Below are 25,741 nucleotides of genomic sequence, written 5' to 3'. Positions count from 1 at the left end.
CTCCTTGCGGTGGGATGGCTGTGTCACTCGGTGTGACGGGTCTGCAGGCGCAGGGTGGCGGCGTGGCACAGCACGCCGGCGAACATCACCGGAGCGCTATCCACCAGGGTGACCCCGGCGCCGTCGTCTAGAATCGTGGTCGTGACGGCGCCGGAGAGGTCGGGGTTGTCGTGGAAGACCTGCGCGATGGCGTCGATCAGGGCATCGAAATCCAGCTCGGTCTCGGCCTCGTCGGCGATCGCCATGTAGCCGACGATCTCCCACGAGGTCGTGATCGTGCGACGGGTCGCCCCGGTACGCGTGGAGGTGAAGGAACGGCGGCGGACGAACCAGCCGCGCAGTTGCTCGGCGCCGGCGATGGTGGCCACGTACAGGGTGCGCATGCGCGTGCGGTCGGCGGCATAGCGCTCGAATCCATGGGTGCGGCCGACGTCCTGCACGTTCGCCAGCGTCGCGAGGATCGCGGCGCGAATCGCGGGAATCCGGCTCATACGGCCCCCACAATGCGTGCATCGATACGTGCCAGGCACTCGTCGAGGCCGTCGCGGATCTGCACCTGGTTGGCCTCGAAGGCGTCGCGGAACATGTGCGCGCCTTCGGTGCCGACGCGCGCGATCTTGCGGGCGATCGCCCAGGCCGCGCGATCTGCCTCGCGGCCCGTCACGCCCAGCTTCTGGCGTGCCCAGGCGGCAAGCGGCGCGACCGGTGGCATGTGCGGACGGGTGCCGTCCTCGACGGCCGGCGCATACGAGAGTGACGTGCCGACGACCCCCTCGACGCCGATGCCCGGCAGGCGGCGCACGTCGCCGATGATCGAACCGCGCAGGGTTCCGTGAGTCGTCGGAGTGCGGTCCTGCACCTCGGCCTGCAGGTGCGCGGTGGCGGCGGCGACGAAGCGCTCCACTTCCTCGTCGACGATCTGCGGGGCGCGCTCGAACGCGGCGGCAAGGCGCTGCAGCTGGGAGAGGTCGAAGTCGATCCGCATCGCGCTCACCTCCGGTACAGGCGGCCGCGGCCGTGGGTGGTCGGCAGCTCGAGACCCACGACCACGCCGGCAGCCTCCATGCGCGGCTGCTCGACGCCCTGGGCGTTGATCTCGATGCCCAGCGTGGCGAAGTAGCGGTTGCGGTAGCTCTTGGCGCGGGCAGCCCATTCGCGGGCCGGATGCGCCTGATCGACGCGGTCGGCGGCGATCGTGGGGTCTGCGGCGTTCGCATGCACGGTCGCGACCTGTTCGGCGAGCAGCGACGCGGTGTAGCAGGCCACTGCCTCGCGGTGAGCGGGCGGGATGGTGTCTTCGGTGGCGGAGAGCTGGTGCGGGGCGGTGAAGGTCAGCCGCGCGACATCGCCCGCAACCAGGCTGCGTGCCAGGCGGATCTCCTCGGCGAGCGGGCCGCGGTAGATCGCCCATTGCGACGACACCAGGAGAGCAGGTGGGATCTGACCGACGGGGGTTTCGACCCCTTCCAACGCGCTTGCGCCAGACACCCAGCCGGTCGGGAGCGGCAGCGCTTGGCCGCCCGAACTCGTCACATCGGCGACCAGCTGGCGCGGGCGATCGGTGCTGTAGCGACTCAGCGCCAGCCCGATCGCGCGCTCGCGCTGCCCGGGCGTTACCCACTGCGCGCTGTCGCGCACCAGGTCATCAACAAGGGTCTGAAAGTCGGAAAGCATGGCGGCTCCGGATGGACTGCCGACATGCTGCCGCACGCGCGCGGGGCGCCGCGGTTAAAGGGTTTTGGTAATGCGGAGGGGAGTGGGGAGGGTTTTGGCGCGGGGCTTCCCACGCGGGCCAGTGACGGAGGCCTCCCCGACTCCACCGGCCCGCGGGATCAGCGCCCCTTCGGGGGGATATCCCGTTACACGACCACGTGCTTGCGCAGGCCGCGGAAGTCCATCACGCCGCCGCTGTAGATGTGGCGGATCTTGTACGTGATCTTGTCGTTGCTGAACAGGCTGCCCACATTCGGCGTGTCCTGCACGAACAGCTCCGGTTCCTCGCGGCCGTCCAGGAAGCCGACCTCGATGGTCGGAATGCGGCGCGGATCGGCCACGGCAGCCCAGTCGTTCGCATCCGTCCAGTACGAAACCGGGATCACCTCGGGGTTGATGGTCTGGACGAACGTCTTGTCCAGATTCTGGCCCCGCACGAACAGGTTGTAGGCGGCCTCCTGCAGCTCGAACGGCACCAGCACCGTCGCCGGACCGATGTTCAGGCGCTTCGACGAGCCCGCGCGCACTTGCTGGATCATAGCGAGGCGGGCCGCAGCGAAGCTCGTCGCGTCCAGCGCGGTCGTGCCGAGGTTGGCGTGGTCGGCGTGGAACAAGGCCTTGGCATCGTAGATCGTCGGGTTCGTGCGGACGAAGTCGAAGACGAATTCGTACAGCGTGTTCGCCGCGGCCAGCGCCAGCTCGGTCGGCAGGCGACGGATCGCGCCGACGTCGTCGTTGCGGATCATCTCGAGGGTCAGATCCTCGGTGCCGCCGCGCTTGGTGACCGCATAGGTCGCCTTCTCGTCACCCGGGCTGGTCAGCGCAGCGTACGGATCACCTTGGGCCACCGCCGGCAGATTGCCGTAGCCGCCCAGGCGGGTGCGTTCCTGCGTGCGGAAGTCCGACACGGGCACGACGCTGGCGATCTTGCGCCACGCCTGCAGGTCGGTCTCCTGCGCGTACTCGGCGAGCATCCGGCGAGTGATCGAATCGCCCAGCACATTGGCCCACGAAGCCGAGGTCAGCGACTCGACGAAGCGATCGCCGATGGATTCGCGCAGGCGCGAGACGTCGCACTGGCGCAGATCGCCAGAGAGCGACTTGTCGCCGGTGATCTCGATGTAGCACTCCTTGAAGGAATGCACACGATCCTTGCCGGCGAAGAAGTTGTCGAGCATCTCGCCGACCTTCACCGAACGGTCTTCGACCTGTGCGGCTTCGTCGAAGGGGATGATCGGCTTGCCCGATTCGGTAAAGCGGGCGAGGTAGGCGCGCTCGTCGTCGATCGCCTTGGTGACGTCGGCCGCGGTGAACGGTGCGGTCGCCTCGGTGAAGCGGGTGAGCAGGCGGTCCTTCGCCGGCTGCGGCAGCTTGGCGGCGCCGATCGTCTCGCGGGCGGTCATGCGGGCCTCGACCAGGCGCAGCTGCGCCAGCGCCTGCGCGCCGGCATCGCTCTGGCCGGACGTGCGCGGGGCAATGGCCTCGCGGAAAGCGGTTTCGATCTGCTCGTCCGTGGCGTTCGCGCCGTCGAACTGCGGGTTGTGGGCCTGAATGGCCTCGATCATGCGTTGGCGCAATGCCATGTCACGGTCCTCCTCGGACGGGTCAGTGTCGGATTGAGCCTCGACGATGCGCAGCAGGCGTCCGCCGGCGCCGGGCTCGATGATCAGATCCACGCTGTGGATCTTGGTGATGCGGGTGGCCTCGCGGATGCGGTGCCCGTTGCGGGTGGTGAGCTTGGCGGTCGCGTCGGCGTCGATCGAAAAGCCGAACAGGTCGTGCATGCCGCGCTGGTACGCCTCGCGGATCTTCACGGCGACATCGCCGTCGGGCTGGATCAGCTGCAGCTCGCCCTCGATGCTGCCGGTGTCGGGCGCGGCCCCCTCGACGAAGCGGGCGTTTGATACGCGGCCGATCAGGTTGCGCACGTCCTTGCCCTTCGTCTTCAGGTGTTCCTCGTCGCTCTTGGCGAACACCCGCGCACCCTCGACCAGGCGCACCGCGTCGCGCAGCACGGAATCGGGGTAATAGTTTCGGTTGCCGGACTCGCCGGCCTCGATCACGCGGATCATCCACTTGCCGGCGTCGGGCTCGCCGACGGATTCCAGGAACACGGCCCCGCCGGCGCGGGCTTCGGCCATCCGAACCGGCGTGTAACCCTCGACCACCTCGAAGGGGGTGCCGAGCTGCACCTGGTTATCGTCGCTCAGCGTGTAGGGGTAAGCCATGTAGCGGCCGTCCTGGCGCACGATCATGCGATCGGCGAACACTGCCTCGATCGGCACGTACTCGCGACCGAGCGCGCGGCAGACGGCGGCGCGCACCAGCTCGACAATGGCCAGAATTTCGGTCGCAGCGGCCTCGATCAGCCGTGCGCCGATGATGCCCTGCGGCGGGATCTTCACTTCTCGGCCTTCACCGGCAGATTGCCGGTCAGCTTCTCGCCGGAGGTGGTGATCACGGTCACCGCCGTATCGCGCACGCGGCAGGCAAAGACTTCAGCGGCGGCGATCGGCTTGCGCTCGGTCTTTCCGGTCGCCTTGCCTTCCTTGTCGAGAACGGGGACTTCGCGCCCCACGAGCTTGGCCGCTGCGGCCGGTTCCAGGTCCATCGTGTTTTCCATCGCGGGCTCCGTCGGTGATCTGTCGATCGGTGAATGACGGGGCGATGATGGGGGCTCGCGCGAGGCGGCCTCGTTTAAAACATTTTGGAACTCGCTATGTTCGGCGCTTGAGGACGAGTCTCGTAGGACTAATAAGCGGTCAACAAAACGATGAGCTTTCCCGTGATCTGCGAGAACCGTAGCGCCTGTCCGTATGTTGGCTGACCAACACTAAGGACACCCAAGGAAGCCAAGCCAGCAACAATTAATTCGTCGCGCGATCCGGGCTGAACATAGAGTGTCTCGGCAGCAGGGGGAACAGACTGATCGCTAATCAGAACGAATCTGTTGGAAAAATGTTCGACCACGAACTGCGCCTCTTCGGCCGTGATGTCTCGAATGATTCGAGACAGCATGATTGCTTCTTGGGGCTCCACATCGTGGGCAACAAGCGAACGTCGCACAACCGTTCGCAAGATTTCGAGCTTCTCAGCCTGTGTGGTCTGCAGGAAAGCAAGGACGGCTTCATTGAGCAGTTTGTATTGAGCGTCCGAGAGATTCCGAAGTGCCTCCCGCTGCTCCTGCAGTTCGCGCGACACCTCGGTCAGATGCGCTTCAATGCGCCTGCGGAGACGCTCACCGGCAAGCGAGTTTGAAAGCACTGGCAGAAGTGCCGCCAATGGACCACCTGCGATCGCTGCTATGATTGTTGCCACACCCTCGACCGGCAAGCTTCCTGCGGTCTTCTCTAGCCGGGTGGGTCCAGGCAATTTCTTCATCGCAAATGCCCCATCTGAATAAGCGGAAGCCTAAGTCGTTGTTCGTCTGAACCCAGGCACTACCGGGACGGCCACGCAGCCGCAGTTGATGGTATGTCGGGCCGGAGCGCTTGGATCATGAGGGTACATCATCTTCACTGCACCGCCCTCCAGCAGGAATGGGGCCCCGACAAGTTGTTCCTGGCCATGAATCACAGCGTGAGACAACCGCGGGTGAAGTTTCCCTGACTTCACCCAGCGCTTTTTCATCCCCGGCACCAGCTTCGCCGTCTGCTCCATGCGCGCCTGGTTGGCGGTGGAGTAGGCGCGAGCGAGCTCGGTATGCACGATCGTGGTCGCGCGGCGCTGCGTGTCCGCCTTCAGGATGCTGGAAACCTGTTTCACGGCATCGAAAGGTGTCTGCGCCCCGATCGTCACCAGTCCGAGCTGGGCATTGATCGCGTTGGCCGCCTCAAGCGTCACACCCTTGATCTTCTCGGTCAGAAAGCCGCGCATCGCTGTGAGCTGCTGCACGTCGAGCTGTGGCAGCGCGGACCGGACGCCCGCGGCCGCGACCACATCATCGACCAGGGTCGAGCCGGCACGCCAAGCAGCCTGCTGGCCGAGATCCACGGCCGATGCGGCCTCGCCGCCTGTTACAGCGAGCGCACGGCGGATCTCCGCCTGCAGCTGTGGCAGGAGCCACTGCTGATAGTCGCTCGGCGCTGCCGCGAGGATCGCGGCAATCTGCCGGTCCGCCTGCGCGAGGAGCTTGCGAACCTCGCCGGCCGTATCGTTGATGAGGCGAGTGCGGCCTCGTAGGGCCTTGCGCGCCGCTTCGGCGGGGGTAGTCATTCGTCGCCCAGCTCGGGCTCAGGGTCGACCGACGGCGGGAACACGTCCTCAGCCCGCCTCGCCGCCCGGGCCGCCTGCGCCGCGACGAGCTCCGCCTTCGGGTCGATCTCGACCCCCAGCCGGCCGGCGACGGTCGCGATCAGCGCAACACCGGTCTCCTCGGTCATCAAGCCGGCGTCGATCGCCGCTGCCACGGCCGTCACGACCTGGACGATCGCGGCGGCGTACTTTGTCGTGTCGCGTGCCGTCATCTCCGGGAACACGGCTTCCACTGCGAGCCGCTCGTCGTCCCAGTCCGGCTCCGCACTCTTCGCCATAATCGCCTGACGGATCACGTAACGGCCCATCGACTCCAGGATGTGCTTCACCAGGCGCTGGCGCATGCTGAAGGCCTTGAATGTTGGCTCGCCCATGCTTTCGCCCGTCGCGCGATTCACGTCGCCGCCGCCGCCGAACCAATGCTCGGGGATCGTTGCTCCGCCCAGGACGTGATTACGGAAAAGCCGCGCCCCTTCGGTCGTGTCGCCGGCCTTCACATCGGGGGTCACCGCCTCCCACTTCTCGCTGTCGTTATGCACCCGCACGCTGCCGGGCTTCGGCGCCGTGATCTTCCGCGCGCGCTCCTCCACCTTCTCGGGCGTCGCTCCGGACAGCGTTACGTCCCACATGAAGGCGCGCAGGAAGTTGTAGCGCTCGATCTCGCCGAACAGGAACTGGTCGTACGCATCCACCCAGTCCGCCGGCGCGCGCAGATCGGAGCGGCCGCGGCTCGACACCGACAGGTCATTCACCGTGAAGAAGAAGGCCTCGCCGTCAGTGAAGGTCTCGCGGATCTGCTGCGTGCGCTCGGTGAACACCGACTCCGGGCCGTTCACGATCACGCGGAAGCGGCGCGCGACGCCCTTGCGGTCCTTCGTCGTCACGATCCCGATCGGCTGCTCGGGGTTGTCCGGGTCGAGCACCACGGTCGCGATCAGCGCAGGGTCCAGGTAGCCCAGGCGCACGTGGCCGTCGTGCTCATTCACGAACGTCGGCCAGCACTGCTCGCCGAAGATCGCCAGCTCGCGCACCTTCTTTGGCAGCTTCACGTCCATCTGGTTGACGGGGTCGGACCAGAAGCGCGTGAGCACCGCCTGCATGCCCTCATCGTCCGCGCGCAGCTCCACGCCCTCGGCGAGCAGGTAGGCCAGCGGCAGCTCGATGATGCGATTCGCGAGCAGGTTGGCGTCCCACAGGTACAGCGCCGTCTCGCGCATGCGGTCCTGGGCGAGCGGCGACAGGTCGCGCGTCACGTCGCCCGAGAGACGGCGCCAGCCGTTCTCGTCGTCGGCGTCGATCGTCTTGCCGGCGGCCTCGACCAGGCGCTCGGACTCCTCGGCCGCGGGGGTGGCCCTGAGCCATTTTCGGAAGGTTGCGCGAAAGCCCATGGTTCTCTCAGTCGGAAATTGATTTGTAACGCGTGTTACGGGTGTTACAAGGCCCGTAGAGGGGGAAGCGACAGCCATCGGGGCCACCAGAGCCCTCCAAAGGCGCCAGAGGCCGGATTTTCGAGTCCGGGTTTTTCATGCCCGACGACGTCCAATGAACCCGCCGCCGAGCCCGCCGAAGCGAGGGCGCTCGGCGCGATAGGTCTCGCTTTCGGCCTCGACCGTCTCGCCCGCGGCCGGCGGCACCTCGGCACGGCTTGCTGCGTGCGCCAGCAGGTACATCACACCCGCGTCGCCGTGGCGCTGCTGCCCGTCGGCACCCTTCGTGCGCGCATCGGGAATCATTGGGATGCCCTTCATCACCTGGAAGGCGCGCAGGTCGTCGAGGTGGTCCGCGTCGCGCGGCACCTCGATCGTGCCGTCCTCGAACGCCGCCTTGAACGGCGCCGTGTTCTCGCGGTACCAGGTCTGCGACAGCATCACGGCCTCGATCAGATCCGGGCCCCACTTCTGCACCGCCTTCTCGGCCAGGTACTGGCCATTGCCGCGCGCGTCCAGCTTGCCGGCCATCAGGTTCGGCAGGCGGTCGCCGACGTAGAAAACCACCTCGCGCTGCTGGTCGAACGGGCAGTTCGCCAGCTCGATCGCAAACGGGAAGCGGCGCGTCAAGTTCTGCTTGATCTGGAAGGCGCCCAGCACGGAAAGGTCACCCGAGCGCCCGAAATCCATGCCGAAGCCGCTGCGCAGGTTCGGGTCGAGATCCAGGAGCAGATGGCGCAGGTTCCGGTCCAGCCAGTCGCGCATCTCGGCCGTGCGCTGCAGCTCGGGCCACAGTGCGAAGTCCTCGGTCGGCGGCTTCCACCGCAGCACCGGGGCGTCGATCATGCGCGCCTCGATCAGCGCCCGGTTCAGCCAGGCGCCGCCCGAATTCTTCGGGACGCAGTCCAGCTCCTCGGCCGCATTGTCGCGGTACTGCGCGCGGATGCCGGCGACCCACGCCGCCTTGTCCTCGTCGGTCGGCGTCTTGCCGGTGCGCAGACACACGCGCTCGTAAAGCCCTTCCGCGACCGCGTCGTCGAAGGTCACCCGATGCAGCGAGTACGGCACCTTGCCGGCGCGGATGTCCTGCACCAGGTCGTTGAACGGATTCTCGGCGCCGTCGTGCGTCGAGATCACATGCACCTCGCCGCCCCAGATCAGCAGCGCAAGCGCCGCCTTCAGCAGCTCGCCGAGTGCCGTGTGGAACGCCGCCTCGTCAATGATCACGCGCCCCTGCTTGCCGCGCAGGTTCCGCGGACTGGACGACAGCGCCGTGATGCGCCAGCCCGAGGCGAAGCGGATCGTGAAGGTCAGGATGGATTTCTGCTCGTCGCCATCGATGAAGACCTCCTCGCCTTCCTCGATCTCGCCGGCCGCGAGGCCGTAGGAGCGCGCCCAGTCCGCGCAGTCGCGGATGAACTCCTCGGCCATGTCCTTCGTGTAGCCGATGTACCAGGCATCCATGCCGGACGTCGACGCCGCGAGCAGTGCCGTGTCCGCCGCCTCGCCCCAGGAGAGGCCGATCCGGCGAGATTTCTCGATGACCTTCACCTGCGCCTTATCTGCACACCAGCGCTGCTGGTAGGGCAGCAGCGCCATGGGGGTGCGGGCGTCGCGAGGTTCGGGGACTCTGCCCTCAGGATGCGACATCGCCGCTGCCTTGGTGGTGCAAGTACTGACCGACCCGGTCCTTCTTTCGCGTCATCGCGATGGAGATGGCAAAAGGATTGAGGTCGCCAGCATCGGAAAGCATGTCCATTGCCGCATAGACGTCCCCGAGTTCACGCTCCAGGGCTTCGCGATTCGTTGCCCCGGCCGGCGACCTGCTTTCATATCCGTGCCGCAGGATCTTCCCGATTGCCTGAACTGCTTCACCAAGCTCCTCTGCCAGTACGGCGAGGCGCTCGGCCTGTGCGGGCGTGAGTCCATTGAAATGGCCATCCATCACACCACCCCCAGAATCTTCTGCCGGATCAACTCCGCCGCCTCGTCGCTCAGCCCCTGCGCCTTCGCCGTCTTCACCGCCTCGACGGCCGCCTTCTTCGCCGTCTCCTCGCGGATCTTCAGGATGCGCTGCGTGGTCAGCACGTCGGCGCTGGCCAGGTCCTTCATCGCCTTCGCCAGGAACATCACCTCCTGGGCCTCGGCCGACTCCTCGCGCTCGCCCATGTTGCCCAGCGTCTGGAACGCCACCGAGCGCAGCATCTCGGGCAGCAGTCGCGCGACGTCGCCGTCGGGCTCGCTCTCGAACTTCGCGACCCACACCTTCGCCACTTCCTGCGCCTCGCGGTACCGGCGCATCTGCTCCTCGGCGCGCTGCGCATAGCGCCCCAGGGCGGAGCGCGAGACCGGCGGCTCGCCGCCGTTCAGCTGCGCAAGGTGCGCGAGGATGTCGTCGAGCGTGAAGCGCCCCTCGCGGATCAGTGTGTCGATCGCATCGCGCAGGCGCGGGTCGAGCTGCTGGATGCTGCTCTTGCGGGCCACGGTCAGGCTCCCGGCAACGGGCGCTTGACGCCCGGCACGGTGGCGCGGCCGTGCGCGACATCGGCGCCGCGGGGCGTGAGCTGCGCGATGCTCACCCCGGCGACCGTCGTCAGCTTCGCGAGGCCCTGCTCGTCGAGCCAGGCGAGATCCGTCTGCAGGCGGTCCAGGCCCACGCTGTGGCCGAAGTCCGGCAGGGCGCTGTGCAGCAGGTAGGCGTTGCCGCAATAGTCCGGCGCCTGCTCGAGCAAACGCAGGATCACGAGGCGACGATCTTCGGTGAGGTGCTGGGCGAAAGTCATTCGCGTCCCTTCAGCATGTAGGAGTGAATCAAATGCAGGGTGTGGTTGGCGCCGGTGAACTGGCCTTCAAGTCCTTTCAGGGTCCCGGCGACACTGTCGATGCGCTCATGCAGGCGCTTCATGTCGTCGTCGGTCGGCGCGTGCATCACGTCCTGCTCCACCCGCGCCAGGCGGTCGCCCATCGCCACGATGCGCAGGTCCAGCGCACTGCGGTACGCGTCGAAGCCGCGGTCGATCTCGCGCACTTCCTCCATGCGCTTCATCTCGTCGGCCGCGTGTCGCGCCAGCATTTCGCGGTAAGTCGTCAGATCCTGCTGGCGCGCTTCGTCCGCCGCCTTGAACCGCGTCTCCAGCCGGCGATCGATCTGGGCAAACAGCAGCTTCGCGCCCGCGAACACGAAGCCGAGAAACGACAGCAGCAAACCGACCAGCTGCCAGAATTCAACCTGCACAGTCATTGCGCGTCTCCGTGCCAGTCGATCAGGGTGCCGAGACGGCGGCGGCACTCGTCGTACTGGCGCCCGGCGCGGGCGATCCAGAGGGCGACGTCGGTGTCGGTGCTGACCAGCTCGCCGGCAGCGGCGGTAGCGGTTCCATCCGTTGCATCAGCGCGGCCGGCGGGCGCGGGCACTCCGAGATTGATACCGTGGGCGCCGTTGAGCAGGCGCAAAGCAGGCTCGCGCAGACAAGGGCGGCCAGTGGTCGCGCGACGGATCGCGTCATCGAGGTTCTCCTGCAGCCGCATCGCGGCACGGTTGGCGGTTTCGAGTTGGGTAGTCAGCGCGTCGCCGCGCTCTTGGGCATCGAGCAGGCGCCGGCTGGCGTGCTCGGCAATCGCTGCCTGATCGCGGGCAGCCGCTTCGCGCACTTGTGCGAGCTCGATCTGGGACGATGCGGCACCGATCTCGAAGCCGGCCCAGAGGCCGCTGACCAGGAGCGCGATCGCCATGAACAGCCCGCCGATGAAGTCGCCGCTGAACTGGCCGATGTAGCGCGCGAGCGGCGTCACAGGCGCACCCCCTGATTCGTCACCACGCGCAGCACCGCATTCACGACCGGTAGGGCCACGGCGATCGCGCTGTAGAAGTTCACCGGCAGCAAGGGCTGCAGCAGGCCGAACGACGCCTCGAACGCGACCAGCGCGGCGGCGATCGCATTCACTCGCAGCGTCTTGCTGCGCCACCAGGGCTTACGGTTGTTCATACGCGCAGCGGCCCCAGTTCGCGCACCACCAGCACATCGTCGGAGCGCAGATCCACGGCCACGGCCGAACCCGGATCGACGTGGTTCGCCCGCACGGGGATGTCGCTTAACGCCCCGCCGGGCCCGACGCGGAACACCTCGACGACCAGCGTCGCCGGGTGGTCGGCGTCATCATGCGTAACGGAAACACGGACCGTCATTTCGGCAGCTCCATCAGGTGGTCGCGCAGCGGAAGCATGTCGTTCGCGAGCCAGTCGGCGACCTCGAAGCCCGGGCAGGCCTTATTCACGCCGGCAAGCTCGTGATGCCCGCACACGCCCCGATAGCCATTCGTCGCGTCGGCGGGCCGCAGGGGGATGTGATGGGTGTTCGCGAGGTGGCGCACCTGGTCGAGCAGGGCGCCCCATTGCGGGTAGGTGAAGCGGTCGGTGCCAACCAGGCAGATCCCGAGCGACCGAGAATTGACCCCGCGCGCATGCGCACCGACCTCGGACGGATGCCGCCCGTTGGCACGGGCGCCGTTCGGGTAGATCACCCAGTGATAGCCGATGCTGCGAAGGTCGGGGTTGAAGCGGGCAGCCGCCGAAGGATCGCGGCGGAATCCACGCTCAGCGTGCCAGTGGTCGATGTCCAGCGTGCTCGTCCAGCGCCCGTTGGGCGTGGCGGAGCAGTGGATGACGATGAGATCGAGCGGTCGGGTAGCCATGCGCGCAGTTTCGCGCGCGCGTGGAGTAGTCCTCGGTTAAAGGACTTTGGTTATGTCAGCGACGATCTTCAGGATTGAAATGAAGGACAACTCCAATATGGCGCACGGTATATGGAAGCCCTGACGTCTTGTGAGTGTGGCATGAGAAGAACGACAAGCCTGGGCGCCGCGAACAGTCTCGGTGAGCGAATTCTTCCAATCCCGCCCCAGTAAGCTTGGACCGCCACGTTGACACCACCGAGGAGGCCTTCGGTTGTCTGATGTAAATGATCAACCCACCTTGGGGAGAGTCGGGGGTGCCGCGTGCATATCGGGTACATAGCTGATCGAAGCCCTGGCGCAGGTATCCATAGTCGTTCTTGTGAACTTTGGCCTCACCAAGCCAACGAAATGACTGTCGCCGGTGCTTCACTACAAGATCGCAGTGCCCCCCGATCTTCTCGTCGTGGGTAACGTCGTAACCGCGCCCCGTTAAGAACGTCAGGAGGTCGGCCGTAAGTCGATCTTCGCCGTCATTGATCCTTACGCCTGGATCGTCCTCCATGAGGCGCACGCCTTGGTCTATGTCCTGATTCAGTGCGTCGACAAACTGGTCGAACGTTGTCGCCAGAGTGAGTTTTGCGAAGGCAGCCAAGTCAGGAGCCCACTGCTCCATTTCAGCCAGTTCCGCCAGTGACATTTCTTCGGGCAGCTTCACCGGCACGTCGTCAAACCTTTGCCTTCTTCGCTCAAGGAGAAGTGCATGAAGATTTTCGTAGCGAAGTCGGCCACCTGCTCGCCCGATTCCGGATGATAGAAAATGCCGGATCCCCGTGCCTCTGCCACCTCGGTTGTCGATAAGGGTTCGATGAACTCCCCGTCAATGAACTCGAACTGGGGGTCAAGCAACGGAAGCGCTGCGCCAGTCAGGTAGCGGATAGCCGGCATGATCTCAGCAAGCGAAGTTGTTCCCGCCATGCGCCCAAGAGCACCGAAGGTAATGTGCTGCAGGTTCTGCACCGGCTGACCGGCGAGATAGTCGACGATGGCAATACAGGCAGCACGCACGCTGGGATCCCGCCCCAGGTCGTGGTTAATCTGTCGCATTGCCGACTCTCGGTTCATGTTCTTGCTAGTTCAGCTTCGCCAATATCGTTTCGAAGTCTTCGCGTGTCGCACACCCCTCGACGATGACATGGGGCACGTGTGCGTTAATCGCACCTGCGATCGAGAAATGCCCTGGGATCGTCACCGTAGGCCGACCGATACTGCCATCAACACTCCATGCCTTCATGATGGAGAATGCGTCGGTGTGACCGATGGCGCGGATACCTTCTTTGTGAAACAACTCTTCCCTCAGGTCAAGTGACCTTTGGCGCATCTTCTCCTCTTTGACTGACTTGGTGCCAGTTGCATGCCCGAGGCTGATGACGTTCCCGTCTGGCGTGTTGTAGAGCGTTGAAATTAGAGGGAAGAAATTCTTCGGCAACCCGAAACCTGCACTCCAGCCGTCGAGATCTCCGATCAGCGGGGAAATGCGCTCCATGTACCAACTTCTTGCGCGAGACAAATCCTCGGCAACCATCGGACAACATAGGTCGATGTGGATCTCCAGACGATTCAGGTCGCTGCGAAGCACGATGAAGTCAAACGCCTGAACGATCCCCATCTTGACCCCAAACACCTCGTCGTAGCCGGATAGCGCTGTTTGGGCCGATTCTTCCAGTGCGCTCATTTCGATCGGTTCGCGCGCCTTATAAAAGCGCTTGCATGAACTGATTATGCGGACGTTGTCACCGTCTCGTTCGACAGAGACGAGGACTGGGTCGAACGAGCACTGCCTCAACGTCGCCTCGTCGACGGGCATTGGGTAGCGCGCCGCGAAGGGTGACGTGTTGTCGACTAGGTCCGCCAAGCCTACTGTAAGACGCTGAATTACAGCCTCATCAGCGGCATAGATCGAAACTGCCTTTCTGCCATAGAAGAGTTGGCGGCTATAGATATCCTTGAAGTGCTCCGTCAACTCATTGCGTTCCTCGGCTGCACCAGGGAGGGTGGCGTAACGCTGCAACAGCCCATCCCATCCCGACGCTGCTGCAAGACCTTTGGCTCGTAGCTCCGACTGCAGCATTCGAAATGAAATGGATCTGGATCGCAAGGCATTCAGGTAATCGTGGGGATGGCTCATCGTATTGAACTGATGTCTAATAAATTTGGGATGGAGGCCGGCGCCTGCGCTCCAGCACTATCTCGGGGTTGGCCTCTGCGGGAGACTCTCGACGCAGTTACTTGCACTCCCTCTCAAACTGCTGCTCCGCGGCGACCTTCTCGGCCTTGTAGTACCTGCGTGTGTTCTCGTAGTTGCGCTCCTGGAGATGCGCGTCATACCGGTCGATGCGTGCCCGGATGTCGTTGCAGCGTCGGGCCTGCTGCTTCCGGTCGATCTCCGCGAGCCGCTTCGCGCGATCCTCCTCGGCGTAGCGCTGGCTGCGCGCGGCGTCCTCGCGTTGCTCCTTCTCTCGCAGGTACTCCATGTTTCTCTGGAGCCGCGCCGACGATGAGTTGTACCCGGATCGGTCGCCTTCGCCTGTGGCCGGGCTGGCGTCTATCACCTTGGCGCCGGCACCGCACGGCCGGTCCGAAAACACCGTCTTTCCGCCTTCCTGGCACTTGAAGACTTGCGCGTGCGCCGGCAGCCAGACGGCCGCGACAAACGCGACCAGGATCATCTTGAGCATGTCTGGATGCGCTCCCGGATTACCGCTTGGACTGCGCGAAAACGATCAGCTTCCAGCGGATTGCTCCCTGATTCGGGGCGTGTTGGTGGTGGTTCTGAGGTGGGAATGGGTTGCCCTTGTTTGAGGCAATCTCGTCTCCACAACCCTCACACCTGTAGATCCCCGAATCTGGGCAAATCAGGCCAGGAGCATGCGATACGTCGTATGCGGCATGATCTAATTGATTCAGGAAGTGCGGGTACTTGTACTGAGCCATAGCTATGCCCTCCGTGATTCTGAGTGATACGTCGATCTGCGAGCCAATGCCCTACGGACTCGCATGGCGACTCGTCTCGGCCACAAGATGAAGCGGGCTACCATCCAGGCGGAGCCCAGATACATCACTACGCCAGCCGCAAAAGCTGTCATGTTCTCGAGTCCGCCTTTCGCGAAGATGAGCGGCACCGCTTGGGTCAGAAAGTAGATCAGCATTACGCCGACCATCGCCCATCCTGAGACAGCTTCGAGCATGGGAACGACGATGCTTACCTTCTTGGCCTCGTCCTCCCATCTGAGCGAGTTCGCGCGCCAACTGACCGCCAGCTCTCGTGCTGTAAAGGCATTGTTCTTCATCAGATCCTCGAACAATTCACGAGCCTCGCGCGGACACCAGATCCCCGTATGGCGGTAAAACTCGGCCTGTAGTTGCGACTCCGGGGCTTGTGATACGGGTTCGATGGGGCCGTGGATGATCTGTCCGACTGAAGCATTACCGCTCAGGTTGATTCCACGCACGGAACTCGGAGTTTCGTAGACGACATCCCGCCCGGCGACATCGCCGTGAACCGGCCCATTGAACTCCTGCGTCATTCCTTCCGCTTCCTTCCTGTCTTCAGGATGTCCCGGCCTGCCACATCGCCCACGGGTCCGTTGAATACCTGCTTGGATCCCTCGTAGCGCTCTACCGGGGCCACCGCCGCCGCAGCTGGGCGGACCTCCGCCGCCAGAAGCTTCACCACGGCCGCAGCCAGCTGGGCCGCATCGATCTTCTTTTCCAGCGAGAGTAGATCGACCGCATTCAATACCGCCTGCTGAACCGCCGGTAGGCCAATCCCTTCTCCGCGCCGCGTCCCCGTGACGATGTACTGGACATCGGCGCCCGCGGTGGCGATCGCGGCGAGCTGCTCGGCCGTTGGCGATGACGCCCCCTTTTCCCAATCGATCTGAGTCCGTTTCGCCGCACCGGCAAGGGCGGCGAATTCGGTCTGATTCAGGCCGAGGCGCTGGCGTTCTTCCTTGATTCGCTCCCCGATCACGCGGATACCTGCACAAAAAAAGTGTTGACTGGTGCAGTTTTCTGCACCATCATTCATTCACACCGTCCAACCACGAACGGCAACTTAGACGGCACTTTCCAGAGCGCCGCCAGCCCCCGAAGGAGCACCCATGAAACTACGTACCGCTGAAGAAGCCCGCGCCGAACTTCAGGCGAAGGGCATCTCCATCACTCAGTGGGCGATCGCCAACAAGTTCTCGCCCAATCTCGTCTTCGAAGTCCTCGGCGGCCGCAAAAAGTGCGTGCGTGGTCAGGCTCACGAGATCGCCATCAAGCTGGGCCTCAAGGACGGCGAGATCTGCACCGATCCGGCCAAGGCGCTCGCGCCTACCCGTGGCCACCGCTACGCAGCCTGAACCGCAGTTGCGGCCCTCAACTATTCGACGCTACGAATTTTAACAACTCGCAAAGCCGTTTTGCCCATTCCAAACAGGTTTTGTTTTAGCGCAATGTGATTTCGCCCGATTCCAATGAGCCCCAGACCTTCGAAACCCATGCCCACCAGCCTGCGCGCCGCGTTCGAAATGGACAAGGCGACCGCGCTGAGCAAGCACCGCCGCAACGTCGAGCGACTTGCCGAGCTGATGAGCACCACGCCGGCCACCCTCTACAAGTGGCTCGAAACAGACGGCATGCCGGCCAACCGCCTGCTCGCCTGGGAACACCTGACCGGCTCCGACGCCGTGGTGCGCTACCTCGCTGCCGCGGCCCACAAGGTGGTGATCGAGATCCCCACTGGCCGCAAGACCGACCCCGACGACGTGCACGTGCTTCAGGCCACCCTGCACGGCGCCGTCGGCGCGCTGCTCGCCTTCATGGCTGGGGAGATGAACCGCGACGACTGCCTGGCCAAGCTCGGCACCGGCCTCGAATCCCTTTCCTGGCATCGCGAGAACGTGCGCAAGGCCGATCAACCCGAACTGGAGTTTCCTGAATGAGCAGGGAGAACTACGACAGCCCCGCCCAACAGCGCATCTTGCGTGCGCTCCTGGTGCTGGCCGGTAACGAATTCCAGGGCCTTGCGCCCGGCGAGCTGGCGAAGGCGCTCGGGGTGAACCCGAGCACCGCGACGCGCGACCTGCACAACCTGCGCGAGGTCGGTTTTGCCGAGCAGATCCAGGAGACCGGCCGCTGGCGGTTGGGGCCGAAGCCCATTCAGCTTTCGCTGGCGTTTTCGACCGCGCTGACTCGCGCGCGGTCACGCCTCGATGAGATCACAAACCGCTATTCCAGGGAGATTTGACGATGGCCCGTAAAGCACATGAAACCGCGCTGCCTGCGGAAGTGCTCCCCGATCAACAGGAAGTGCGTTCCGATTTGCAGGCGCTTGATGGACTCGCGGTGGCGCATCGGCAGCAGGAAGCGACCACGCGTGCCCTTGCGGTTCAGCTCGGCTACCTGCTACCCGCCGACTCGACTGATCCGGACCTGATCCAACGCGACATCGCGGCCAACATGCGGCGCAGTGTGGAGGCGTGCCTCGAGGTCGGGCGCGGTCTCACGGTGCTGAAGTCGGCGTGCCCGCATGGCAATTTCATCGCACGACTTGATGTGCTTGGGATCGAGCAGAGCGTCGCACAGCGCTTCATGCAGACCGCTCGCAAGTTCTCAAATACTGCGTCGACGCAGCTTTTGAAGGCTGCCGGGAGTCAGACCAAGCTATTCGAAATGCTGGTCCTCGACGACGAGCAGATCGAGGAACTGGAGCTGACCGGCCAGACCGGCGAGCTTTCCCTCGACGACGTCGCGACGATGAGCGTCAAGGAGCTGCGCACCGCGGTGCGCGAGATGCGCGAGCAGAAGAAGGCCACGGAACGGTTGCTTGCCGACAAGAACGCGAAGATCGACGAACTTTCGACCCGCGACGCGACGGCGCCGCGAAAACCGGTCGTTGATCCCTGGGACGAAAAGGTCGGCGCGTTCAAGGCCGAGATCTCTGGCGGGTTCGACGTGCTCGATGACGCCGTCGGCAAGCTCTACCTGATGCATTCCGTGATCCTGCAGCAGGACGTCCAATGGGGCGGCAACGAAGAGGCGGAGCGCATCATCCTGCGCCAGCTCGCCACGCTGTACGGCGATCGCCTGGACCGCCTCGCGCAGCAGCTCGCGGAGCTGCAGGGGCACTACGAGGCGACGCTGGCCGGTTGGCGCGGCGAGCTGGAAGGTCGCGTCCTGGACGTTCCGGCAGGCAAAGCGGACTGAGGGGGCGATCATGGTCATTGCCACCGATCCGACCCGCGACTACCTGTGCGAACTGGCCGGCAGGCTGGAATCCGCAGCGCACGGCAGGAAGGGCGCCCTGCTGGACGAGGCGCAAGCGCTGTACGGCTGGAGCCGCTCCAAGCTGTACGCCGAGCTCGAGCGCCAAGCCGGCTGGACCAGCGGTCGCAAGGTTCGCGCCGACAAGGGCCGCACCAGCGTCGCGCCGGAAACGCTCTCGTTCGTCGCGGCGTTGGAGCGCGGCAGCGTGCGCCAGAACGGCAAGCAAACACTGTTCACGCCGGTTGCCGGCAGCATCGCTGCAGTCAATGGACATGACCTGGGGGTATCAGCTGGGCATATGAACCGGCTGATCCGCACGCGCCGCCTCGGCGTGAAGCAGCAGTCCGAAGCACGCGCGCCGACCACGCTGCGCAGCCTGCACCCGAACCACGTGCATCAGGTCGATCCGAGCCTGTGCCTGGTGTATTACCTGCGCGGCGAGCAGCGCATCATCCGCGACGACGAGTTCTACAAGAACAAGCTGGAAAAGCTCGCGAAGGTCCAGTTCAAGTGCTGGCGCTATGTCATTTACGACCACGCCAGCGGGCTGTTCATGCCGTGGTACGTGGAGGCCGCGGGCGAGTCGCCGCTGAACCTGTACCGCTTCCTCATGTTCGCGTGGGGCCGGCAGGAAGGGCGCCGCTTCCACGGCGTGCCGAAGATCCTGATGTGGGACAAGGGCAGCGCCAACACGGCCACGCCGGTGCAGAACCTGCTGCGCGCGCTGGAAGTCGAGAGCATCACCCACGCCGCCGGCAACGCCCGTGCCAAGGGCGGCGTCGAGAATTCGAACAACCTGACCGAGACCCAGTTCGAAAGCCGCCTGCGCTTCGATCCGGTGCACAGCGTGGCCGAGCTGAATGCCGCCGCCGCGGCATGGGCCGAGGCCTATGGCGCCAACGCGATCCCCGGGCAGGACACCCGGCTGCGCCGCGACGGCATGGCCCCGACTGCGCGTTACGACCTGTGGATGCGGATCCGCGAGGACGAGCTGCGCCTGCTGCCGCCCGAGGAGGTGTGCCAGGCGTTTCTGGAAGGCCGCGTCGAGACCCGCAAGGTCGCGCGCAATCTCACGATCAGCTACGCCCACCCGCGCGCCGAACGTCCCTGCACCTATGACGTTGCCGGCCTGCCCGGCGTGTGTGCGGGCGATCGCCTGGAGATCTCGCCGCTGCTCTTCGGCCAGTGCGCCATCAGCATGCGGGTGCCGCGCTTCGACGGCGAAGACATCACTTACCGCCTCGAGCCGCGCGCCGACGAATTCGACACCTGGGGCCGTCCGATGTCCGCACCGGTCATCGGCGAGCAGTACGCGTCGCGCCCGGAGAGCGATGCCGACCGCAGCGCCAAGCAACTCGACGCGCTGCTGTTCCCCGGCATGACGACCGAGGAGATGGCCAAGGCTCGCCGCAGCAATGCCGCGTTGATGGGCGGCGCGGTCGACGCCGTGCGCCACCTCTCCGGCATCGAGATCCCGGTGGCGCTCCCGCGCCGCGGCACGGACATCGCCATCCAGGCCAGCACCTTCGAGACGCCCCCGCTTTCCACCACCGAAGCCGCCCAGGCGCTGCGCGGGCTGGGGGTGGAACGCCAGGACCTGTACGCGTGGCTGTCGTCGCGCTACCCGGACGGAGTGAAGGACGCAGACCTGCCAAGCATCGCGGCGCGACTGAAGGGCGAGAACACCGGTGCGCGCCTGCAGGCGGTGGGTGCCTGAAAAGGAAACGGCCCGGCGGGGGGCAACCCGACGGGCCGAGGATGGGGTGGTGAGACACCCCGGTACAGCAAACAGCAAGGGAGATTGTAGCGATGGACACGACTGGAAGGGGGCGCGCATGAAAGCCCCGAAAGACGCGCCGGCAGCGGACAGCCCGGAGCCGATGCCGATCAAGTTGAAGGCGGTGCTGCTGCGGCATGGCATTCGCCAGGATGAACTCGCCGATTGCTTGCCGCAGAGCGGCACCGGCTATGCCGGCCGCAAGACGCTGTCGCGCGCTGCCGTGGTGCGGATGCTCAACAACGGTTGGCGGCCGGCGAAGACGCCGTGGGCCGATATCCAGAAGGCAACCGAGGAGTTCCTGGTCGCGCGCGGCGTTCCTCCCGAGCAGCTCGCCGAGATCTGGGACGAGGACGTAGTCATTCACCACAGCATCAAACCGTTGGGCACGCGGATCGGTGAGACCCGCAGCCCGAAACCGGAACAAAACGACACCATCGACATAGGGACCGAAATGCTTTCTGCGCAAGCCAAACGACACTTCAGCCTGTTCCGCGACCCCTTCGTCGATGACGTCCAGGGGCCCGAGGATCTGTTCCTCTCTGCGGACCAGCGCTATGTACGCGAGGCCATGTACCAGGCAGCGAAGACGGGCGGGTGGTTCATCGCCGTGGTCGGCGAATCCGGCAGCGGCAAGACCACCCTGCGTCGCGAGACGATCGACCGCATCGGCCGCGAGGGTTTGCCGGTGGCCGTCGTGCAACCGAAGTCCTTCGACAAGACTGCGCTGAAGTCCGCGCACATCTGCCAGGCCATCCTCGCCGACGTCAAACCCAACGAGCACGCGAAGCGCAGCCTCGAGGCGCTGGCGCGGCAGGTCGAACGCGCCCTCGTCGAGTCCGGCCGCAGCGGTCAGAGCCACGTGCTCATCATCGAGGAGGCGCACGACCTGTCGATCCAGACGCTGAAGTACCTGAAGCGTTTCTGGGAGATGGAGGACGGCTTCAAGAAGCTGCTCTCCATCGTGCTGATCGGCCAGCCCGAGCTGAAGGAAAAGCTCAATGAACGCCAGTATTTCGAGGCGCGCGAAGTCATCCGGCGCTGCGAAGTGGTAGAGCTGCTGCCGCTCGACAACCAGGTCGGCGACTACCTCGCGCTCAAGTTCAAGCGTCATGGGCGCAGCACGACCGAGATCCTCGACGAGTCCGCCTTCGACGCGATCCGCGCTCGCCTCACGCTGGTCGGGCGCGGCCCGCAGCGCAACGCGACGGTCTCCATGACCTATCCGCTGGTGGTCAACAACCTGGTCACCAAGGCCATGAACCTAGCCGCCGAGCTGGGCGCGGCGAAGGTGACGGCGGACATCGTAAAGGGGTGCTGACATGGCCGCACAACTCCATCTGGTGTCGCACTGCGGTGCGGATCTGCCCGCGGCCACACCTCCGCGCGTCCTCTCCCGCGACACGCTCGACCGGCTGATCACGCTCAACGCGGCCGTTCGGGCGCTGCGCGACATGGGCCTGCAGGTGCTCGAGCAGCATCTGCGCGGCGAATTCCCGGCGCGCGGCGAGCCGACCGTCCACATCAATCGCGATCCCGCGCAGAGCATCGCTCCGCTGCTCGACGCCGCCGGCCCGCGCCGCTGGATGCCCCGCCGGCACGACGGAGCAGTGGCGACCGCGTTCGCGCCGTTCCGTGGCGTGATCGTCATCTGGGAGGAACGGGTATGAACTGCTCGATCCCGATCCCGCTCGTGGCCCAGGTGTCCGCGCTGAGCGCCGACTGGCGCGAATGGTTGGACGCCCGCAGTGCCGCGGCGCGCGCCATGAGCGAACGGCAAACTCGGGTGCTGGAGCCGCATATCGGCCTGTGGCTGGCCGAGCTGGCCGCAGCGTCCGAGCCGCTGGGCATGTGCCACATGCGTGCCCGGCATGGCGTGGCGGGCGTGACGAAGAGCCAGCTGACGCGCTCCATCGCCGTCGCGCTAGACCGAGGCCACGTGAAGGTCGCGCGCCGCGGGCCGAAGAATGCCGCGTTTTACGTCATCACCGCAGCGGGTCGGGCAGTGGTGGCCGACCGGAAGGGGGCTGCGGAATGAAGGCCGATCAGACCGGTACGCCGACCGAGCAGGCCCGGTACCGCATGGCCTGGGTGACGCCGACCGAGCGCAAGAAGGCTGGTCGCGAGCAGCGCTGCGCGACCTGCAACCGCTTCTTCATGGAGTCGTACGCCAAGGGCGATGAGGGGCGCGGCGTGAAGCTTCGCTGCGGCCACCCGATGGCCTCCGGCGAGACGGGCATGGCGACGACCGAAAACGCTGTCTGCGACAAGTGGGAGCGCAAGGCATGAGCATCGATCTGCCCGAGCGCATCCTCGCCAAGATCGCCAAGGCGACCGGTCAGCGACCGGCGCGCGCACCCGACGTGCTGGCGATGGTCGGCGGCGCCGAGCCCGCCTTCTGGGCCGCGGTGGAGCAGCTGTACCGCGAGCGGCGCATCAACACCGCGCACATCCAGAAGACGGGCGAGCCGGAACCGTGGTTGGCGCTCTGGCCGACCGGGCTGACGCCGAGCAGCGCCGGCTGGACGAGCAACAGTCATACCGCGCTGTTCGTGAAGCCGCGGGCGGACGACCTGTTCCAGGCCTTCGCCCCGCGCAGCGCCCCGAAACCCGCCGTTGCGCCGAAGCCGGCGCCGGCCAAGAAAACCGAAACCAAGAAGGAGCCCGTTATGGATATGCCCACCAACGCCCGCCGCGCGCATGGAACGCTGCAGGCCGAGCTCGCGAAACACATGTCCGGCGTGTGCAAGGCCGACGCGTGGCGGGTTGCGCAGCTTGCGGAAAAGCTGTTCGACGAGCCGCAGAACATCCGCTTCGCCCTGAAGGCTTTGGTCGCCAAGGGAGAACTGGCCGTGATCGAGGTCCAGAACGGCGGCCGGACGGCGGCGGCGTACTACGACCCCGCGACGGAGCCGGCCCCTGCCTCACTGACCGAGAAGCCGGTACCGGCTGCCGTCGTCACTGCTGCAGCCGAGGCGCTGACGGCGATCGCCGATGCGAGCACCGCTGCCGCCGAGGCTCCCGAGGTTGCCGCGCCGACCGTCGATCGCCGTGCGCCCAAGCCACTGTATCGAGAGGGCGATCTCACCGTCGCCGAAATCCCGCTGCCTGTCGTTACCGACCGCTGGGCGTGCGCGCCCCGGGCTGCCGAACCCGAGCGCGACATCGAGTTTGCACTGTGGTCCGACGGGCGCCTCGACATCGTCGACGGCGACGAGCTGTTCCAGATTCCCCCCGGCGCCACCAAGCGCCTTGCCCTGCTCCTCGGCGTGCCGGGCGCCCCCATTTTTCCCCAGACCGGAGCCTGAACGATGAGCACCACCGATACCGCCGTCCCCGACGGCTACATGCGCAACGCCGCCGGCCACCTCGTGCCGCGCGACCAGGTGCGCGAACAGGATCTGCTGCGCGACGAGATCGCCCGCGAACTGTCCGGACTGGCGGTCGCGCTGAACCAACAGTTGGCCGCGTTCAAGGCCCGCGCCCTGAACGATATCGCCGACCTGGTGAAGATCGCCGGCGAGCGCTACGAGGTCACCCTGGGCGGCAAGAAGGGCAACGTCAGCATCACGACCTACGACGGCCGCTTCAAGGTGCAGCGCTCGGTGGCCGAGCGCATCACCTTCACCGAGGAGCTGGAGGCGGCGAAGGCGCTGATCAACGCCTGCATCGAGCGCTGGAGCCAGGGCGCCAACCCGCACATCCGGGCCCTGGTCGATCGTGCGTTCCGCACCGACTCCAAGGGCCAGATCAAGACGGCCGCGGTGCTCGAGCTGCTGCGGTTGGAGATCGACGACGACGAGTGGCTGCGTGCGATGGACGCCATCAAGGATTCGATCCAGAGCACCGGTACCGCGACCTACGTGCGGGTGTACGAGCGCATCGGCGACTCGGACCAGTACCGGGCGATTCCGCTGGATCTGGCGGCGGTTTGACATGACCACAGGCCAATTCCTGGTGTCCCTCTCGGTGCTGCTCGCGCTTCTCATCGGCGGCGTGCTGTGGCTTGCGCGATCGGGCGCGGATGACTGCAAACGGTGGTTGAACGATGAGTGAGCAGACCGACGGCTGAGCCCCCCCCACGAATTTGCGAACCGCAGGAAACCGTCGGGCACATAACGGAACCAGCCGGTACGGAAAAAGCAAAGAGCCGCCAGGGGCAACCCGAAAAGGCAGCCGGGAGCCGGCAACCCGTACAAACTTTGGAGCATTCGAAGCATGAACAAAGCTCAACTGATCGACGACATCGCCGCCTACACCAATCTGCCGAAGGTGGCAGTCGAGTCCATTCTCGACGCCCAGGGCAAGGTCATCGCCAAGCACTTCGCGGCGGCCGATCCCCTCAACGATGCGGAAGTCACGCTGCCCGGCCTGGGCAAGCTGAAGACCAGCACGCGCGCCGCGCGCACGGGACGCAATCCGCAGACCGGCGCGGAGATCCAGATCCCCGAGCGCATCGCCGTCAAGTTCTCGGCCGGCAAGGCGCTGGACGACGCCCTCAACCCCTGACCCGGCTGGTTCGATGGCCTCGTTACAACGGGGCCATCCGGCGAGACGAGTAACGCCAACGGAGGCCGATATGCCGCTGATTGCCTATGTGCTGCTGATCCCCGCTGCGGGGATCGTGGATGGCCCCCTGGGGCTGCTGATGTTCATCGTTGCGGCGATCGGTATCGCCACCCTGAAACCCGGAGATTGACCATGGCCGCATCCGCCCCCCTCGCTGCCCAGATCGCCGCCCGCCGGCGCGCGGTGTTCGCAGCCTGCAAGGCCAATGGCCTGGACAACGACGCGCGCCGCGAGATCGTGAGGAACCTGACCGGCTGCGCGAGCCTTTCCGACTGCACGATGGGCCAGTTGTCCGAGGTGCTGAACCACCTGAACCGCGGCAAGAGCGGCTACGCCGGGCGCAAGCGCACGACGCCGACGGCCGACCGGGCGCCGCTGTTGGCGAAGATCGACGCGCTGCTCGCGGAGCTGCATCGCGTGACGGGCGAGGTGCACACCCTCAAGTACGCGGACGCGATCGCGAAGCGCAACGGCTGGGCGGAGTGCGTCGACTTTGCCGACTCGGTGGCGCTGAAGCACATCGTCGGTGCGCTGCACCGCACGCTGCAGTTCAAGCTGGCGGGGCGCTGAACTGTGTCACTGATCCTCGACGACGAATACCCCGAGGCGCTCGGCCTGATCGCCCACGCCGCCTATCGCTGGCTGACCAAGCACCTGAAGCTCGACCACCAACCCGCGGCCGAGGCGGCCATGGCGATTGCCGAGGAAGCCCGTCGCGAGCTCGGCGGCGGTCACATCTACATCGCCAAGGGCCAGGAGTGGGAGCTGTCGATCCGCGATCGCGAGATCTACGGCAAGTTCCGCGGCGACAACTACGCCCAGCTCGCCCGCGAGTACAACCTCACCGAAATGCGCATCCGCCAGATCGTCACCCGCTGCCGACTGGCCGATATCAAGTCCCGCCAGGGCGGTCTCTTCTGAAACGAAATCGGGGCCCGACGCGGCCCCGAAGTGCTTTCACCCCTTCCAAACGCTTTTCACGGGCCGTCCCGTTTCCTCCCCCTGGGTCCCGCCC

37 protein-coding genes are annotated in these 25,741 nt (G+C 65.5%); 14 read left to right on the top strand and 23 right to left on the bottom strand.

The window, feature by feature from the left end:
* Positions 1–23: 23 nt before the first annotated feature.
* The 23 genes from GO615_RS10600 to GO615_RS10490 all read right to left on the bottom strand — a co-directional run bounded on the left by GO615_RS10600 (position 24) and on the right by GO615_RS10490 (position 16,155).
* Positions 24–491, bottom strand: coding sequence for a hypothetical protein (locus GO615_RS10600; RefSeq protein ID WP_169127744.1), 468 nt, complete (start codon positions 489–491; stop codon positions 24–26).
* Positions 488–985: an HK97 gp10 family phage protein gene (locus tag GO615_RS10595; RefSeq protein ID WP_169127742.1), complete on the bottom strand. Its 498-nt coding sequence runs from the start codon at positions 983–985 to the stop codon at positions 488–490. Before GO615_RS10595 ends, GO615_RS10600 begins: the two co-directional genes overlap by 4 nt.
* Before the next feature lie 5 nt (positions 986–990).
* The gene (locus GO615_RS10590; protein WP_169127740.1) at positions 991–1,674 is read right to left on the bottom strand and encodes a hypothetical protein; all 684 of its coding nucleotides are present in this window, start codon (positions 1,672–1,674) and stop codon (positions 991–993) included.
* A gap of 185 nt (positions 1,675–1,859) precedes the next feature.
* Positions 1,860–4,118, bottom strand: coding sequence for a phage major capsid protein (locus tag GO615_RS10585; RefSeq protein WP_169127738.1), 2,259 nt, complete (start codon positions 4,116–4,118; stop codon positions 1,860–1,862).
* Positions 4,115–4,336, bottom strand: a complete 222-nt coding sequence (locus tag GO615_RS10580) for a hypothetical protein (protein WP_169127736.1) — start codon at positions 4,334–4,336, stop codon at positions 4,115–4,117. The genes GO615_RS10585 and GO615_RS10580 overlap by 4 nt, the downstream gene beginning before the upstream one ends.
* A 128-nt stretch (positions 4,337–4,464) precedes the next feature.
* Positions 4,465–5,094, bottom strand: coding sequence for a hypothetical protein (locus GO615_RS10575; RefSeq protein WP_169127735.1), 630 nt, complete (start codon positions 5,092–5,094; stop codon positions 4,465–4,467).
* Positions 5,095–5,124: 30 nt separating this feature from the next.
* The gene (locus GO615_RS10570) at positions 5,125–5,928 is read right to left on the bottom strand and encodes a putative phage head morphogenesis protein (RefSeq protein ID WP_169127733.1); all 804 of its coding nucleotides are present in this window, start codon (positions 5,926–5,928) and stop codon (positions 5,125–5,127) included.
* Positions 5,925–7,355 carry a hypothetical protein gene (locus GO615_RS10565; protein ID WP_169127731.1) on the bottom strand — a complete coding sequence of 477 codons (1,431 nt, stop codon included), beginning with the start codon at positions 7,353–7,355 and terminating at the stop codon, positions 5,925–5,927. The genes GO615_RS10570 and GO615_RS10565 overlap by 4 nt, the downstream gene beginning before the upstream one ends.
* Before the next feature lie 135 nt (positions 7,356–7,490).
* Positions 7,491–9,044, bottom strand: coding sequence for a terminase large subunit domain-containing protein (locus GO615_RS10560; RefSeq protein ID WP_169127729.1), 1,554 nt, complete (start codon positions 9,042–9,044; stop codon positions 7,491–7,493).
* A complete protein-coding gene (locus GO615_RS10555; RefSeq protein ID WP_169127727.1) occupies positions 9,031–9,339 on the bottom strand; it encodes a MazG nucleotide pyrophosphohydrolase domain-containing protein in 309 nt (102 codons plus the stop codon). Before GO615_RS10555 ends, GO615_RS10560 begins: the two co-directional genes overlap by 14 nt.
* A complete protein-coding gene (locus GO615_RS10550; RefSeq protein WP_169127725.1) occupies positions 9,339–9,878 on the bottom strand; it encodes a phage protein Gp27 family protein in 540 nt (179 codons plus the stop codon). The genes GO615_RS10555 and GO615_RS10550 overlap by 1 nt, the downstream gene beginning before the upstream one ends.
* A 2-nt stretch (positions 9,879–9,880) precedes the next feature.
* On the bottom strand, positions 9,881–10,177 hold the full coding sequence (locus tag GO615_RS10545) for a VpaChn25_0724 family phage protein (RefSeq protein ID WP_169127723.1): 297 nt from the start codon (positions 10,175–10,177) through the stop codon (positions 9,881–9,883).
* Entirely contained in the window at positions 10,174–10,635 is a 462-nt protein-coding gene (locus GO615_RS10540; RefSeq protein WP_169127721.1) for a DUF2730 family protein, read from the bottom strand. Before GO615_RS10540 ends, GO615_RS10545 begins: the two co-directional genes overlap by 4 nt.
* Positions 10,632–11,186, bottom strand: coding sequence for a hypothetical protein (locus GO615_RS10535; RefSeq protein ID WP_169127720.1), 555 nt, complete (start codon positions 11,184–11,186; stop codon positions 10,632–10,634). Before GO615_RS10535 ends, GO615_RS10540 begins: the two co-directional genes overlap by 4 nt.
* The gene (locus GO615_RS10530) at positions 11,183–11,380 is read right to left on the bottom strand and encodes a hypothetical protein (protein WP_169127718.1); all 198 of its coding nucleotides are present in this window, start codon (positions 11,378–11,380) and stop codon (positions 11,183–11,185) included. The genes GO615_RS10535 and GO615_RS10530 overlap by 4 nt, the downstream gene beginning before the upstream one ends.
* Positions 11,377–11,580 carry a hypothetical protein gene (locus tag GO615_RS10525; protein ID WP_169127716.1) on the bottom strand — a complete coding sequence of 68 codons (204 nt, stop codon included), beginning with the start codon at positions 11,578–11,580 and terminating at the stop codon, positions 11,377–11,379. Before GO615_RS10525 ends, GO615_RS10530 begins: the two co-directional genes overlap by 4 nt.
* Positions 11,577–12,086, bottom strand: a complete 510-nt coding sequence (locus GO615_RS10520) for an N-acetylmuramoyl-L-alanine amidase (RefSeq protein WP_169127714.1) — start codon at positions 12,084–12,086, stop codon at positions 11,577–11,579. The genes GO615_RS10525 and GO615_RS10520 overlap by 4 nt, the downstream gene beginning before the upstream one ends.
* A gap of 55 nt (positions 12,087–12,141) precedes the next feature.
* Entirely contained in the window at positions 12,142–12,783 is a 642-nt protein-coding gene (locus GO615_RS10515; protein WP_169127712.1) for a hypothetical protein, read from the bottom strand.
* Positions 12,780–13,172, bottom strand: a complete 393-nt coding sequence (locus GO615_RS10510; RefSeq protein WP_169127710.1) for a hypothetical protein — start codon at positions 13,170–13,172, stop codon at positions 12,780–12,782. The genes GO615_RS10515 and GO615_RS10510 overlap by 4 nt, the downstream gene beginning before the upstream one ends.
* Before the next feature lie 25 nt (positions 13,173–13,197).
* Positions 13,198–14,253 (bottom strand): hypothetical protein, encoded by a 1,056-nt coding sequence (locus GO615_RS10505; RefSeq protein ID WP_169127708.1) that lies wholly within the window; start codon positions 14,251–14,253, stop codon positions 13,198–13,200.
* A gap of 97 nt (positions 14,254–14,350) precedes the next feature.
* Complete coding sequence (locus tag GO615_RS10500) at positions 14,351–14,803, bottom strand: DUF4124 domain-containing protein (RefSeq protein WP_169127706.1); 453 nt, start codon at positions 14,801–14,803, stop codon at positions 14,351–14,353.
* A gap of 258 nt (positions 14,804–15,061) precedes the next feature.
* Positions 15,062–15,652: a hypothetical protein gene (locus tag GO615_RS10495; protein ID WP_169127704.1), complete on the bottom strand. Its 591-nt coding sequence runs from the start codon at positions 15,650–15,652 to the stop codon at positions 15,062–15,064.
* Positions 15,649–16,155 (bottom strand): helix-turn-helix domain-containing protein, encoded by a 507-nt coding sequence (locus tag GO615_RS10490; protein ID WP_169127702.1) that lies wholly within the window; start codon positions 16,153–16,155, stop codon positions 15,649–15,651. The genes GO615_RS10495 and GO615_RS10490 overlap by 4 nt, the downstream gene beginning before the upstream one ends.
* A 73-nt stretch (positions 16,156–16,228) precedes the next feature.
* Between GO615_RS10490 and GO615_RS10485 the strand changes: the two genes are divergently transcribed.
* From GO615_RS10485 to GO615_RS10420, 14 genes are all read left to right on the top strand, one after another.
* Complete coding sequence (locus GO615_RS10485; RefSeq protein WP_169127700.1) at positions 16,229–16,474, top strand: DNA-binding protein; 246 nt, start codon at positions 16,229–16,231, stop codon at positions 16,472–16,474.
* Positions 16,475–16,612: 138 nt separating this feature from the next.
* A complete protein-coding gene (locus GO615_RS10480) occupies positions 16,613–17,056 on the top strand; it encodes a hypothetical protein (RefSeq protein ID WP_169127698.1) in 444 nt (147 codons plus the stop codon).
* A complete protein-coding gene (locus tag GO615_RS10475; RefSeq protein WP_169127696.1) occupies positions 17,053–17,361 on the top strand; it encodes a helix-turn-helix domain-containing protein in 309 nt (102 codons plus the stop codon). The genes GO615_RS10480 and GO615_RS10475 overlap by 4 nt, the downstream gene beginning before the upstream one ends.
* 2 nt (positions 17,362–17,363) lie before the next feature.
* On the top strand, positions 17,364–18,320 hold the full coding sequence (locus tag GO615_RS28860) for a hypothetical protein (protein ID WP_246262223.1): 957 nt from the start codon (positions 17,364–17,366) through the stop codon (positions 18,318–18,320).
* A gap of 10 nt (positions 18,321–18,330) precedes the next feature.
* Positions 18,331–20,097: an integrase gene (locus tag GO615_RS10465; protein WP_169127694.1), complete on the top strand. Its 1,767-nt coding sequence runs from the start codon at positions 18,331–18,333 to the stop codon at positions 20,095–20,097.
* Between the two features lie 118 nt (positions 20,098–20,215).
* On the top strand, positions 20,216–21,478 hold the full coding sequence (locus GO615_RS10460; RefSeq protein ID WP_211167039.1) for an ExeA family protein: 1,263 nt from the start codon (positions 20,216–20,218) through the stop codon (positions 21,476–21,478).
* Between the two features lies 1 nt (position 21,479).
* The gene (locus GO615_RS10455) at positions 21,480–21,827 is read left to right on the top strand and encodes a hypothetical protein (RefSeq protein WP_169127692.1); all 348 of its coding nucleotides are present in this window, start codon (positions 21,480–21,482) and stop codon (positions 21,825–21,827) included.
* Complete coding sequence (locus GO615_RS10450) at positions 21,824–22,195, top strand: hypothetical protein (protein WP_169127690.1); 372 nt, start codon at positions 21,824–21,826, stop codon at positions 22,193–22,195. The genes GO615_RS10455 and GO615_RS10450 overlap by 4 nt, the downstream gene beginning before the upstream one ends.
* Positions 22,192–22,446, top strand: a complete 255-nt coding sequence (locus GO615_RS10445; protein ID WP_169127688.1) for a hypothetical protein — start codon at positions 22,192–22,194, stop codon at positions 22,444–22,446. The genes GO615_RS10450 and GO615_RS10445 overlap by 4 nt, the downstream gene beginning before the upstream one ends.
* Positions 22,443–23,465: a hypothetical protein gene (locus GO615_RS10440; RefSeq protein ID WP_169127686.1), complete on the top strand. Its 1,023-nt coding sequence runs from the start codon at positions 22,443–22,445 to the stop codon at positions 23,463–23,465. The genes GO615_RS10445 and GO615_RS10440 overlap by 4 nt, the downstream gene beginning before the upstream one ends.
* 3 nt (positions 23,466–23,468) lie before the next feature.
* Positions 23,469–24,092 carry a DUF3164 family protein gene (locus GO615_RS10435; RefSeq protein WP_169127684.1) on the top strand — a complete coding sequence of 208 codons (624 nt, stop codon included), beginning with the start codon at positions 23,469–23,471 and terminating at the stop codon, positions 24,090–24,092.
* A gap of 283 nt (positions 24,093–24,375) precedes the next feature.
* Positions 24,376–24,666: an HU family DNA-binding protein gene (locus tag GO615_RS10430; RefSeq protein WP_169127682.1), complete on the top strand. Its 291-nt coding sequence runs from the start codon at positions 24,376–24,378 to the stop codon at positions 24,664–24,666.
* Between the two features lie 192 nt (positions 24,667–24,858).
* Positions 24,859–25,296, top strand: a complete 438-nt coding sequence (locus tag GO615_RS10425) for a phage protein GemA/Gp16 family protein (protein ID WP_169127680.1) — start codon at positions 24,859–24,861, stop codon at positions 25,294–25,296.
* Between the two features lie 3 nt (positions 25,297–25,299).
* The gene (locus GO615_RS10420) at positions 25,300–25,647 is read left to right on the top strand and encodes a Mor transcription activator family protein (protein ID WP_169127678.1); all 348 of its coding nucleotides are present in this window, start codon (positions 25,300–25,302) and stop codon (positions 25,645–25,647) included.
* Positions 25,648–25,741: the final 94 nt, after the last annotated feature.

The organism is Aromatoleum evansii, from assembly GCF_012910805.1.
GTDB classification, from domain to species: Bacteria; Pseudomonadota; Gammaproteobacteria; order Burkholderiales; family Rhodocyclaceae; genus Aromatoleum; species Aromatoleum evansii.
The sequence above is the reverse complement of the archived record's forward strand: the minus strand, read 5'-3'. Positions and strand labels throughout refer to the sequence as shown.

Coding starts and splice junctions, on each gene's coding strand:
- GO615_RS10600 (WP_169127744.1), bottom strand. CDS start 491: ATGAGCCGGATTCCCGCGATTCGCGCCGCGATCCTCGCGACGCTGGCG.
- GO615_RS10595 (WP_169127742.1), bottom strand. CDS start 985: ATGCGGATCGACTTCGACCTCTCCCAGCTGCAGCGCCTTGCCGCCGCG.
- GO615_RS10590 (WP_169127740.1), bottom strand. CDS start 1,674: ATGCTTTCCGACTTTCAGACCCTTGTTGATGACCTGGTGCGCGACAGC.
- GO615_RS10580 (WP_169127736.1), bottom strand. CDS start 4,336: ATGGAAAACACGATGGACCTGGAACCGGCCGCAGCGGCCAAGCTCGTG.
- GO615_RS10575 (WP_169127735.1), bottom strand. CDS start 5,094: ATGAAGAAATTGCCTGGACCCACCCGGCTAGAGAAGACCGCAGGAAGC.
- GO615_RS10570 (WP_169127733.1), bottom strand. CDS start 5,928: ATGACTACCCCCGCCGAAGCGGCGCGCAAGGCCCTACGAGGCCGCACT.
- GO615_RS10565 (WP_169127731.1), bottom strand. CDS start 7,355: ATGGGCTTTCGCGCAACCTTCCGAAAATGGCTCAGGGCCACCCCCGCG.
- GO615_RS10560 (WP_169127729.1), bottom strand. CDS start 9,044: ATGTCGCATCCTGAGGGCAGAGTCCCCGAACCTCGCGACGCCCGCACC.
- GO615_RS10555 (WP_169127727.1), bottom strand. CDS start 9,339: ATGGATGGCCATTTCAATGGACTCACGCCCGCACAGGCCGAGCGCCTC.
- GO615_RS10545 (WP_169127723.1), bottom strand. CDS start 10,177: ATGACTTTCGCCCAGCACCTCACCGAAGATCGTCGCCTCGTGATCCTG.
- GO615_RS10540 (WP_169127721.1), bottom strand. CDS start 10,635: ATGACTGTGCAGGTTGAATTCTGGCAGCTGGTCGGTTTGCTGCTGTCG.
- GO615_RS10530 (WP_169127718.1), bottom strand. CDS start 11,380: ATGAACAACCGTAAGCCCTGGTGGCGCAGCAAGACGCTGCGAGTGAAT.
- GO615_RS10525 (WP_169127716.1), bottom strand. CDS start 11,580: ATGACGGTCCGTGTTTCCGTTACGCATGATGACGCCGACCACCCGGCG.
- GO615_RS10520 (WP_169127714.1), bottom strand. CDS start 12,086: ATGGCTACCCGACCGCTCGATCTCATCGTCATCCACTGCTCCGCCACG.
- GO615_RS10510 (WP_169127710.1), bottom strand. CDS start 13,172: ATGCGACAGATTAACCACGACCTGGGGCGGGATCCCAGCGTGCGTGCT.
- GO615_RS10505 (WP_169127708.1), bottom strand. CDS start 14,253: ATGAGCCATCCCCACGATTACCTGAATGCCTTGCGATCCAGATCCATT.
- GO615_RS10500 (WP_169127706.1), bottom strand. CDS start 14,803: ATGCTCAAGATGATCCTGGTCGCGTTTGTCGCGGCCGTCTGGCTGCCG.
- GO615_RS10495 (WP_169127704.1), bottom strand. CDS start 15,652: ATGACGCAGGAGTTCAATGGGCCGGTTCACGGCGATGTCGCCGGGCGG.
- GO615_RS10490 (WP_169127702.1), bottom strand. CDS start 16,155: ATGAATGATGGTGCAGAAAACTGCACCAGTCAACACTTTTTTTGTGCA.
- GO615_RS10485 (WP_169127700.1), top strand. CDS start 16,229: ATGAAACTACGTACCGCTGAAGAAGCCCGCGCCGAACTTCAGGCGAAG.
- GO615_RS10480 (WP_169127698.1), top strand. CDS start 16,613: ATGCCCACCAGCCTGCGCGCCGCGTTCGAAATGGACAAGGCGACCGCG.
- GO615_RS10475 (WP_169127696.1), top strand. CDS start 17,053: ATGAGCAGGGAGAACTACGACAGCCCCGCCCAACAGCGCATCTTGCGT.
- GO615_RS28860 (WP_246262223.1), top strand. CDS start 17,364: ATGGCCCGTAAAGCACATGAAACCGCGCTGCCTGCGGAAGTGCTCCCC.
- GO615_RS10465 (WP_169127694.1), top strand. CDS start 18,331: ATGGTCATTGCCACCGATCCGACCCGCGACTACCTGTGCGAACTGGCC.
- GO615_RS10460 (WP_211167039.1), top strand. CDS start 20,216: ATGAAAGCCCCGAAAGACGCGCCGGCAGCGGACAGCCCGGAGCCGATG.
- GO615_RS10455 (WP_169127692.1), top strand. CDS start 21,480: ATGGCCGCACAACTCCATCTGGTGTCGCACTGCGGTGCGGATCTGCCC.
- GO615_RS10450 (WP_169127690.1), top strand. CDS start 21,824: ATGAACTGCTCGATCCCGATCCCGCTCGTGGCCCAGGTGTCCGCGCTG.
- GO615_RS10445 (WP_169127688.1), top strand. CDS start 22,192: ATGAAGGCCGATCAGACCGGTACGCCGACCGAGCAGGCCCGGTACCGC.
- GO615_RS10440 (WP_169127686.1), top strand. CDS start 22,443: ATGAGCATCGATCTGCCCGAGCGCATCCTCGCCAAGATCGCCAAGGCG.
- GO615_RS10435 (WP_169127684.1), top strand. CDS start 23,469: ATGAGCACCACCGATACCGCCGTCCCCGACGGCTACATGCGCAACGCC.
- GO615_RS10430 (WP_169127682.1), top strand. CDS start 24,376: ATGAACAAAGCTCAACTGATCGACGACATCGCCGCCTACACCAATCTG.
- GO615_RS10425 (WP_169127680.1), top strand. CDS start 24,859: ATGGCCGCATCCGCCCCCCTCGCTGCCCAGATCGCCGCCCGCCGGCGC.